Source organism: Promicromonospora sp. NPDC060271 (assembly GCF_042726755.1).
Classification (GTDB): domain Bacteria; phylum Actinomycetota; class Actinomycetes; order Actinomycetales; family Cellulomonadaceae; genus Promicromonospora.
This window is the reverse complement of record NZ_JBHXBG010000019.1, coordinates 36,649-46,430: the sequence shown is the minus strand read 5'-3', so window position 1 is coordinate 46,430 and position 9,782 is coordinate 36,649. Positions and strand designations below refer to the sequence as shown.

General features: G+C 72.5%; 7 protein-coding genes and 1 pseudogene. 2 read left to right on the top strand and 6 right to left on the bottom strand.

The annotated features are described in order from the left end of the window. Positions 1–1,144, top strand: a pseudogene (locus ACFWE2_RS05255) (ABC transporter substrate-binding protein); the annotation flags it as partial. Positions 1,145–1,210: 66 nt separating this feature from the next. Here the strand turns inward: ACFWE2_RS05255 and ACFWE2_RS05250 are convergent. The 6 genes from ACFWE2_RS05250 to ACFWE2_RS05225 all read right to left on the bottom strand — a co-directional run bounded on the left by ACFWE2_RS05250 (position 1,211) and on the right by ACFWE2_RS05225 (position 8,619). Beyond that, positions 1,211–2,563 (bottom strand): hypothetical protein, encoded by a 1,353-nt coding sequence (locus ACFWE2_RS05250; protein ID WP_377223156.1) that lies wholly within the window; start codon positions 2,561–2,563, stop codon positions 1,211–1,213. A 49-nt stretch (positions 2,564–2,612) separates the two neighbouring features. After that, a complete protein-coding gene (locus ACFWE2_RS05245) occupies positions 2,613–3,260 on the bottom strand; it encodes a DUF624 domain-containing protein (protein WP_377223155.1) in 648 nt (215 codons plus the stop codon). A 24-nt stretch (positions 3,261–3,284) separates the two neighbouring features. Continuing rightward, the gene (locus ACFWE2_RS05240) at positions 3,285–5,810 is read right to left on the bottom strand and encodes a glycoside hydrolase family 3 C-terminal domain-containing protein (protein ID WP_377223154.1); all 2,526 of its coding nucleotides are present in this window, start codon (positions 5,808–5,810) and stop codon (positions 3,285–3,287) included. A 193-nt stretch (positions 5,811–6,003) separates the two neighbouring features. Next, positions 6,004–6,594, bottom strand: a complete 591-nt coding sequence (locus ACFWE2_RS05235) for a GNAT family N-acetyltransferase (protein WP_377223153.1) — start codon at positions 6,592–6,594, stop codon at positions 6,004–6,006. 87 nt (positions 6,595–6,681) lie between these two features. Beyond that, positions 6,682–7,299 carry a DUF402 domain-containing protein gene (locus tag ACFWE2_RS05230; protein ID WP_377223152.1) on the bottom strand — a complete coding sequence of 206 codons (618 nt, stop codon included), beginning with the start codon at positions 7,297–7,299 and terminating at the stop codon, positions 6,682–6,684. Between the two features lie 24 nt (positions 7,300–7,323). Further along, positions 7,324–8,619, bottom strand: coding sequence for an N-acetylglucosamine-6-phosphate deacetylase (locus ACFWE2_RS05225; protein WP_377223151.1), 1,296 nt, complete (start codon positions 8,617–8,619; stop codon positions 7,324–7,326). 174 nt (positions 8,620–8,793) lie between these two features. Here ACFWE2_RS05225 and ACFWE2_RS05220 point away from each other — a divergent pair, with 174 nt between their 5' ends. After that, entirely contained in the window at positions 8,794–9,720 is a 927-nt protein-coding gene (locus ACFWE2_RS05220; protein WP_377223150.1) for an aldo/keto reductase, read from the top strand. Positions 9,721–9,782 lie beyond the last annotated feature (62 nt).

Here is a 9,782-nt window from a genome sequence, read left to right as displayed (position 1 = left end):
GCCGGTGCTCAAGGAGATGCAGGACGCCCACCCCAAGGCCGACAACGGCAAGCCGACGTACGCCCTGTCGCTGTTCAAGGACTGGGACGGCAACACGATGATGGTCGGGAAGCAGCCGGGGGCGCACGTCTACGGGTACGAGGAGGTGGGTTTCGCCCTGGCCAAGGCGGACGGGTCCGACTACCAGGGCGCCCTCGACTCCGACGGAGCCTACGTGCGCGGCCTGAAGTTCTTCTTCGAGGCGAACCAGATGGGCCTCGTCGACCCGGAGTCGACCACGCAGAACTACGACACGATGTTCACCAAGTACCAGGCCGGTCAGATCCTGTTGTCCTGGTGGCCGTGGCTGGGTCAGTCGGCGTACAACACCGACCAGAACGTGGCCGACGGCAAGGGCTTCATGCTCGTGCCGATCACGGACGAGGAGATCCACGCGGCCGGCGCCTCGCCCTACGGTGGCGGGCTGGGGCTGACCTACAGCATCGGCTCGAAGGCCGAGGACCCGGCTCGCGTCGCCGCTTTCATCGACTGGCTCTACTCGCCGGAGGGCGCGGCGACCACCTTCACGGGCCCGGAGGGCCTCACGTGGGAGACCAAGGACGGCGAACCCGTCCTGACCGAATTCGGCCGCAAGGCTCACCTCGGGGGCGGGGCGGACGTGCCGGCCGAGTGGGGTGGCGGTGACTTCAAGGACGGCGGCTCGACGCTCAACGCGTCGACCCTCGCGTTCAACGACGTGAACCCGGACACGGACCGGCCGTACAACTACAAGGGCTGGCCGAGCTACCAGGAGACCGCCGTCAACCCGCTGACCGAGGACTGGAGCGCCCGCATGGGCGACGCGACGACCACCGTGGAGTACCTGCTGGAGAACGACCAGATGGTCGTGGCACCGGGCGCGGGCTTCACCATCCCGACGGACAGCTCCGAGATCGAGACCCTGCGCAACCAGGTCAAGGCCACGATCGTGGAGCACTCCTGGAAGATGGCCTTCGCCAAGGACGACGCCGAGTTCGACGCCCTGCTCGCCGAGCTGCAGGAGACTGCGAACGGCCTGGGCTACGAGGAGGTGCTCGAGGTCGACCTGGCCAACGCCAAGGCGCAGAACGAGGCCCGCGAAGCGGTCGCCAACGAGTTCGGCTGAACCCGGACCGGGAGCACGCGTGAGGCCCAGGCGATCGATCGCCTGGGCCTTGCGCGTGCCCGGTCACTACCCGCCGTGCTGCACCGCGGCGACGGCGGAGACGGTGTCGCTGCTCGGTGGCAGCAGCGTGACGGCGTAGCCGTCCATGGCATCCGTCCACGGCACGCGCACCGAGGCCGAGCCGCCGTCGACCGTCAGGACCTGGTCGGAGACCGTCACGGGACCCGCCACCGGGCCGCCGCCGTCGTACGGCATGCGTTCCACGATCGCGCGCACCCGGCCGTCCTCCACCACCGATGTCGTGTCCATGCGGTCGAGGCTGACGGTGACGTTCCCGCTGGTGCCGTCGCTGCCCAGCAGGATCTTCGCGTTGCGCGCGGCGCCGTCCTTCGTCGCGACCCCGTCGGTGCCCGTGCCCGGCGTGAGGTGCACGATGTCTCCGGTCTGCGAACCGTAGTAGCGGTAGACGAACCACTCGCCGAGCGGCAGGTACTGACCGGAGCCGTCCTTCGTGAGCAGCTTGGCCGCGTGGTCGTGCAGGTCAGGGCCCCATCCCCAGTTGGCGCGCAGACCGTCGGCGCCGGCCCGCTCCAGGCGGCTGATGAACCAGGCGCCACCACCGGGGTGCTGCTGCTCGCGCCCGGCGTACTCGTTGATCTGGTACGGACGGGTTTTGGTCAGACCCGCGGCGGCGAGGGTCGAGCTGACGCTGGCGGCGGACTCGACGGGGTCGTACGGGATGGCATGCCAGCTGTAGATGTCGGGGACGACGTCGTCGGCCTTGACGTGGTTCAGGTAGGTGGTCCACCAGGAGTTGGCGGCGTCGGGCTGGGCGGCGATGCTGGGGCCGACGATGAGCTGCCCCGGGAAGTGGGCTCGCACCGCTGCGTGGAACCGCGACCACATCTCCAGGTACTGGCTCTGGGGCCGGTCCCAGAAGCCGCCGCCGAGGTCCGGCTCGTTCCACAGGTCCCACTGCACCGTCATGTCGTTGGCCTTGACGTCGGAGACGAGCTGGTCGACGAAGGCGTCAAACAACGTCCAGTCGCCGTCGTCGCCGGGATAGCCCTGGCTGGTGGTGCCGTCGGCGCCCCACAGGTCGTGCGGCAGGATGACGAACGTGCCGCCGAGGGCGACGGTGCGCTCGTACAGGGCGAGGGTGGCGTCCCAGCGGGTCCGGTAGTCGGCGACGCTGGTGGCGTAGCCGCCACCGTTGACCTGTGCGCCCCCGGCTCGCATGAGATGCCACTTGATGTCGGTGAAGAAGTGGTCGGGCGGCTGCGAGCCGTCGGGGGTCATCCCGTAGATCATGCCCGAGGCGCGGTAGGTGGGGGCGCCTCTGACGTCCGAGAAGTCCACGGTGACGACGTCCGCCACCGGCTCGGCGGCAAGCGGAGACTGCGTCGTGGGTCCGTACATGCGCTCTCCTGAGAGTGTGCGGCGAGGGATGGGGACGGCGGGGAACGACCTACTCGCCGGAGTGCGGGTCCACCGGGTCGAGCGCCGTCGGATCGCCGCCGCGCCGCCGGAAGACGCTGTGCAGCACGAACGCGTCCACGTAGGCACCCAACGAGAGACCGATGGTCGCCACGAGCACCACGGACGGCGGGTACACGTACATCAGGCTCACCGTGACGGCCGGCCGCAGCAGCAGGGCGAGCGTGCGCAGCGGCTCGGCGAGCGGCAGCAGCAGCGCGTTGCGCACCATCCGGCCCAGCGGGTCCGCATACCGGGCGACCAGCACCAGGCCGTACAGCAGCGCGGCCACCAGATAGGCGATGAACAGCACCGCCACGGTGCCGACGACTGTCCCGAGGGCGCTGCCGAGCGCGAGCCAGAAGGTCGCGGCGAAGCCGACCATCACGATCGGCACGCCGAACAGGAGCCCGATCGCGCTGCCCCGCCACAGGTTGCGGCGCAGGGCGGTGAGGAACCCCGTGATCAGGTAGCCCCGCTCCTCGTCGGCGTACCGCAGCGCCACCTCGTAGAGCGCTGCGGTCGCCGCCCCTGCCGTCACCACCGGTACGCAGGCCACGATGTACAGCACGTTGAGCGCGACGAAGTGCAGGAACGTCGTCAGCCCCTGCACGCTGCGGCTGTCGGGGTCGACCCTCATGGCTGCGTCCTCATGCTGTGATTCTCACCCGGTCGGACCGGTGACGGTCAGCTCGTCGTGCACCGGCAGGTCCACGCTGGACGCTCCGGCCGCGACGGCGTAGGTAGCGGCCGGGACCCTGAGGTCGCCGTCGAGCAGGCCTGGCGCGCCGTCGGACGGCGCCGTCGCCCCGTGCCACAGCGCGAGCCGCGCGACGTCGAAGGGCACGGCCACCGACGCCGTCTCGCCCGGTTCGAGCCGTACGCGACGGTAGCCGAGCAGCAGCCGCACCGGCGAGTCGGTGCCGGAGGCTCCGAGCGAGTACACCTGCACGAGCTCCTCGGCAGGCCGCTCACCGGTGTTGCGCACCGTGACGGTGGCCGTCACGACGCCCTGGCCGGCCGGGTCACGCGGCGTCAGCGGCGGGTGGTCGCGGGTCGGCGCGGGGGCGGCGATGTCGGCCGCGGAGAGCGACAGTCCCTCGTAGGACACCGACGAGTAGGTCAGGCCGTGGCCGAAGGCGAAGGCAGGCGCGCCCGCCTCGCCCGCCGGCAGGTGCCGGTAGGTGGCCTGCTGGCGGCGGGTGTCGTAGTCGAAGAGGTCGCCCGCCTGCTCCGGACGGGCCGGCCAGGTCTGGGCGAGCCGCCCGGACGGCTCGACGGCGCCGGTCAGCACGTCGGCCAGACCGTGCCCGAGCTCCTGCCCGCCGTGGCTGCTCCACACCACGGTGGGAGCGTCCTCGACGCCGGGACCGAGCACGTACGGGTAGCTCGACACGATGGTCAGCACGGCGCGCGGGTTGGCCTCGACGGCCGCACGCCACGTCTCCACCGCCGCCTCGGGCAGCCACAGGTCGGGCCGGTCCTGCGTCTCACGGCCGTTCAGGTGCGGGTCGTTCCCGACCGCGACGACGACGGCGTCGCACGAAGCCGCCGCCTCGGCCACCAGGGCGGCGCCGGACTCGAGCACGCGCGCCGTGAACCGCTCGGCGTCGGCGAGGGTGTGCCCTTCGGCGCACACCAGGCCGGTGTCGCGCTGCACACGCACCCAGCGTCCGGACCCGAGGTGGAGCAGGGACCACGAGCCGTCGTCGTGCACATGCTTGCGGAAGCTCTCCTGGACCTCCCAGCCCCCTACCCGCTCGGCGTCCGCTCGCATCGGGTAGGCGTTGCCGGTGAGCAGCCGTCCGGACCCGCCCGAGCGCAGCGTGAGCACTCCCCCGCCCCAGTCGGTCACGGCCAGGCGAGTACCGGGACCGGCCTCTGCCGCGTCGGCGACGACGGTCGCGCCGTCCGCCGAGACGGAGACGTACCGCCCGTTCGCCGCACGCAGGGCGACCACGTCGGCGCCGTCGGCCACCACCACGCGGTCCGCGCCGAGCGCGGCGCGCAGGCCGTCCGCCGGAGTGACCGCGTAGGGCGGGGTGCCCGAGTACCAGTCGGTGAGCACCGCCTCGGCAAGCGGTCCGACGACGGCGACCGAGCCCGCCGCCGGCAGCGGCAGCAGCCCGTCGGAGTTGCGCAGCACGACGACGGAGCGGGCTGTCGCCTCCCGCGCCAGCGCGCGGTGCTCGGGCAGGTCGATGTCGTCCGCCGTGATGTCCGAGTACGGGTCGGCGTCACCGTCGAGCTCGCCGCTGCGCAGGCGGAGCTCGAGCATGCGCAGGACGGAGCGGTCGACCTCGTCCATGGTGAGCAGCCCGCGGTCGATGGCCTCCTGGAGGCGCGCGATGGTGGGCGCGGAGTCGGCGTCGTCGTCGGTGAACGAGTCGACGCCCGCGCGGACCAGCGCGGCGTTGCCGGAGGCGCGGTCCGCGGCGGCGCGCTGCACCTTGACCACGAACATCGGGGCGGCGGCGTCGGAGACGAGGGCGACCGAGTCGTCGGTCCAGGACCGCAGCTCGGCGAAGAGCTCGGTCTGCAGGTGCGCCGGGGTGCCGTTGACCTGGTTGTACGACGGCATGACGCCCGCGGCGACACCCTGCTCGATCGGCTCGCGGAAGGCGGGGAGCTCTTCCTCGTGCAGGGTGACCGGGGAGAGGTTCGAGCTCGTCGAGGACCGGTCGGTCTCGTTGTTGTAGGCGAGGAAGTGCTTGAGGGTCGGCGTGGTCTTCCACACCCGTTCGTGATCCCCGCGCAGGCCCCGGCAGTAGGCGGTGGCGAGATGCGCGGTGAGGTGCGGGTCCTCGGAGTACCCCTCCTCGTTGCGGCCCCAGGCGGGGTGCCGGAGCGTGTTCACGACCGGCGCCCAGACGTTCAGACTCACCGACGGGTCCTTGACGTGCTTGGCACGCACCTCGGTGGAGACGATCTCGCCGACCCGGCGGACGAGCTCGGGATCCCAGGTCGCGGCCAGGCCGACCGGCTGCGGGAAGACCGTCGCGCGGCCGAGCCAGGCCACGCCGTGCAGGGCCTCGCACCCGGTGTGGAACTCGCCGAGGCCCAGGCGGTCGATGACCGGCTGATGCTGGTGCAGCATCGCCAGGCGCTCTTCCGGGGTCAGGGCGGCGAGCAGGTCGCGGGCGCGCACGGAGAGGGGCAGCGCGGGATCGCGGAAGGGGGGCACGTCCATGGGTTCCTCCTTAGGGTGCCGCGGCGGTGCGGCCGGGTGTGCCGCTGAGGCACGGTAGGGCGATGCGCTGCCGGCGATGTCGAAGCGCTTCGATGGACGGTACCCGGCCGACGGGGTCGTGCGCTACCCGCTCGGCGAAAGTCAGGAAGATCGACGGTGCCCGCCGACGGGCCGTCCGCGGGCCGTCGACGGACTACGCGAGCCTCGCGTGCTCGCGGTCGAGGAGCGCGTAGACCACCTCGTTGGACCAGACCCCGTCGCGCTGGTCGTTCTCCAGGAGATGGGCCTCGCGGCGCATGCCGAGCCGCTCGGCCACGCGGACGGACGCGGCGTTCTCCTCGTCGATCCGCGCGTACACGCGGTGGAAGCCGTACGTGGTGAAGGCCAGCTCGAGGGTGGCACGAGCGGCCTCCGTCGCGAGACCCCGCCCGGCGACGTCGGGGTGCAGTGCATAGCCGAGCTCGGCCTGCCGCGCGCCGGCCGCCCACTTGATCATCGTCTCGCCGACGACGTCGCCGTCGACCTCGATAGCCAGCACCAGCACGTCGCCGACCTCCTCGAACGGCGCCGTCGACCAGGTGCTGAGCTTCGCCTGGGCAGTTGGCAGGTCCCACGGCGGCTGGTACATGAACCGCACCACCTCGGCACGCGAGCGCCAGCGGAGGAACGCCTCGGCGTCGGCGGGGGCCACCGGGCGGAGCCGGAAGCGGTCGGCGACCAGTGGCCACTCGGGGGTGGCGGGACCAGGTTCGGCGGGTCTGGGGACGGGCAGCGAAGAGGGCACGGTCCGACCGTAGCGCGCGGCATCGCCCGTGCCACCGGTATTACCCCGGCGAACCTCGGATCGGAGCCGGCTCCGGCGAGTCGCGGTTCAGCGCGCCTCGAACGGCACCGTCGCCCAGCCCGCCGGCATGGTGCGGGGCTGCCACGACGGGTCGGGCGTCCAGTCGGCCCAGGTCTTGTCCCACCAGAGCTCGCCGGCGTCGAGCAGGCGGGCGATCCGGTCGCCCTCGGCGCGGATCTGCTCCATGCGGCCGGGGTAGCGCGCGGGCCCGGTCTCCTCGAACTCGGCGACGTCCTTGAACTCGTAGGTCTCGGCGTCGGCGGCCCACCAGACGTCGAGCTCGTGGTCGAGCGTGTCGAAGCCGATGGGGGTGCGCCGGGGCGCGTCCTCGAGGTTGAAGTACCAGCCCTGGAAGGCGCGCTGGGGTCCGTCCCAGAACAGGAAGATGGAGTGCTCGACCCCCGTCCAGTGCAGCTCGAGCCGGCCGTGACCGCGCCAGCTCGTGCTGCCGGCGAGCTTCCAGGGGTGCTCCCCCACCGGGAACGCGCCGGTCTCGGGATACACCATCGGGGTGCCGCCAGGGGTGTAGGTGACGAGCAGGTCGCCGTCGTCCTGGACGCACACCTGTGGCATCGCGATCCACGGTTCGCCGCGCATGATCTCGCGGCGCACCACTGTCTGGCCGGGCTGGAACACAGGCGTCATGCCCGGCACGTTAACAGCGGTCGGTTACGGTCGGGCGACATCGGCGTCAACTCCGCGGCGCAGGACCCGGAGGGGCCGCAGGTCCGCGTCGGTGAGCAGGACGTCGGCGCGGGCGCCGGGCTCCAGGCTGCCGACCTCGCCGGTCAGCCCCAGGACGCGCGCGGGAACCGCCGTCGCGGAGCGCACGGCGTCGACCAGGGGGACGCCGCCGGCCACGGCGAGCCGCACGACGTCGATCAGGTGCGCGGTGCCGCCGGCGATCGGCCCCTCCGCCGCCCCGGACGTGTCAGACGCAGGGGTCACCCCGGTGACCTGTGTGTCTGACACGTTCTCGACAGCGACCCGCGCCACGCCGTCGAGCACCACGACGGACATGGGGCCCAGCTCGTAGCGGCCGTCGGCGACGCCTGCCGCCGCCATCGCGTCGGTGACCAGCACCACCTGGTCCGCTCCCACCATGTCGAACACCGAGCGGACCGTCGCAGGGTCGAGGTGGACGCCGTCGCCGATGAGCTCGACGACCATGTCGCCGCGGGCGGCGGCCGCCAGGCAGGCCGCGATGGGGCCCGGCTTGCGATGGTGCAGCGGCCGCATCCCGTTGAACAGGTGCGTGGCGGTCATGGGTCCGAGCGGGCTGCCTGCGGCGGCCAGCGCGGCGGTCACCTGGGCGATCAGCGCCTCGGCCTGCTCGGTGCTCCCGTCGGTGTGGCCGAGCGACGGCAGCACGCCCGCCTCGACCAGCGCCTCCGCGACGCCGCCGGGGCCGGTCACGCCGGGCACCTCGGGTGCGACGGTCATCGTGCGCAGGTACCCGCGAGCGGCCGTGGCCAGGTCCCTGACCAGGTCGACGCTGCCTTCTTGCAGGTCAGCCGGGTTGTGCGCGCCCCTGCGGTGGTACGACAGGAACGGCCCCTCCGCATGCAGGCCCTCGATCTCGCCGGCGACGGCGAGCTCGGCCAGCACCGCCGCACGCTCCACCAGCACCTCGGGCCGGGCCGTCACGAGCGACGCGAGCAGGGTGGTGGTCCCGTGGCGCCGGTGTTCCAGGACGCCCGCCAGCGCCTCGGAGGCAGAGGTCACGTCCGGGAACGAGACGCCGCCCCCGCCGTGGTTGTGCAGGTCCACGAGCCCGGGCAGCAGGTACGTCCCGGGGGCGGGCAGCACGGTCTCGACGGCAGGGCCGTACCCGGTCGCCAGGGCGTCGGACACCGAGCCGGCGAACGTGACGCGACCGCCGGAGGCGACGACGACGCCGTCGTCCACCACCGAGGAGGGCTGCACCAGGCGTCCGCGCACCACCAGCGCACCGGAATCAGTCATGCGGACATCCTGCCAGGGTTGACAGGCAGCTTTTCGCCTGGCGATGATGCCACCAGTTCATCGAAGCGCTTCGCCTACCGCGCGGGCGCCCACCCCACGTCAAGGAAGATGTGAATGATGCGTATGCCCGTCCTGGCCGGTGCCACCTTCTCGGCAGTCCGGGCCGGCTGACGGATGACCGCGACCCTTCCTCACCAGGCGCTCGGCAGGACCGGGCTGCTCGTGCCCTCGGTGGTACTCGGGACGTCCGGTATCGGACGCCGGCTCGACGCCGCCGGGGCGAACGCCCTGCTGCACGCCGCGGCGACCGCCGGATGGCGCACGTGGGACACGAGCAACGAGTACGGCGACGCCGAGGCGTACATCGGGTCGGCTCTCGACGGGCTCGGCGGTCCGGTCCAGGTGTTCACCAAGGTGGATCCGCTGCCCGGATCCGGGGACTTCTCGGGCGACCGCGTGCGCGCGTCCGTCGCCGAGTCCCAGCGGCGCCTTGGCCTCGACCGGCTGCCGCTGGTGCACTTCCACGACCCGGAGCGCATGACGTTCGCCGACGCCGTCGCACCCGACGGCCCGGTCCGCGCCCTGCTGGAGCTCCGCGAGGCGGGCGTGATCGAGCACCTCGGGGTGGCCGGCGGGCCGATCGGGCTGCTGCGGCAGTACGTGCGCACCGGCGAGTTCGAGGCGGTCGTGACGCACAACCGCCTCACGCTCCTGGACCGGTCGGCGGAGACGCTGCTGGACGACTGCGCCGAACGCGGCGTGGGTGTCCTCAACGCCGCCCCGTTCGGTGGCGGTGCTCTCGCCGACGACGACGGGCCCGTGCGGCACTACCACTACCGCGACGTCGACGACGTACAGCGGGACGCGGTCCTGAGGATTCGCGGCATCGCGCGTGCGGCCGGCGTCCCCGTCGGCGCCCTCGCGCTCCGGGCCGGCGACCGCGACCCGCGCGTCGCGGGGACGATCGTCGGCGTGACGAGCACCGCTCAGCTCGCCCAGGTCACCGCGTGGGCCGACCTCGAGGTGCCGGACGACGTCTGGCCCGAGCTCGACGCCGCCCTGCCCGACCCGGCCCACTGGGCCGGGGAGACCGGCCGCTGACCGGCCCCGCCGGCCGCTACCCACCGACCCCTGCTCCACGACCCCTGCTCCACCGACCCGAG

Bases quoted from the DNA above. Each gene is read 5' to 3' on its own strand.
- ACFWE2_RS05245 (WP_377223155.1), bottom strand. From the start codon at position 3,260: ATGAGGGTCGACCCCGACAGCCGCAGCGTGCAGGGGCTGACGACGTTC.
- ACFWE2_RS05225 (WP_377223151.1), bottom strand. From the start codon at position 8,619: ATGACTGATTCCGGTGCGCTGGTGGTGCGCGGACGCCTGGTGCAGCCC.
- ACFWE2_RS05220 (WP_377223150.1), top strand. From the start codon at position 8,794: ATGACCGCGACCCTTCCTCACCAGGCGCTCGGCAGGACCGGGCTGCTC.
- ACFWE2_RS05240 (WP_377223154.1), bottom strand. From the start codon at position 5,810: ATGGACGTGCCCCCCTTCCGCGATCCCGCGCTGCCCCTCTCCGTGCGC.
- ACFWE2_RS05250 (WP_377223156.1), bottom strand. From the start codon at position 2,563: ATGTACGGACCCACGACGCAGTCTCCGCTTGCCGCCGAGCCGGTGGCG.
- ACFWE2_RS05230 (WP_377223152.1), bottom strand. From the start codon at position 7,299: ATGACGCCTGTGTTCCAGCCCGGCCAGACAGTGGTGCGCCGCGAGATC.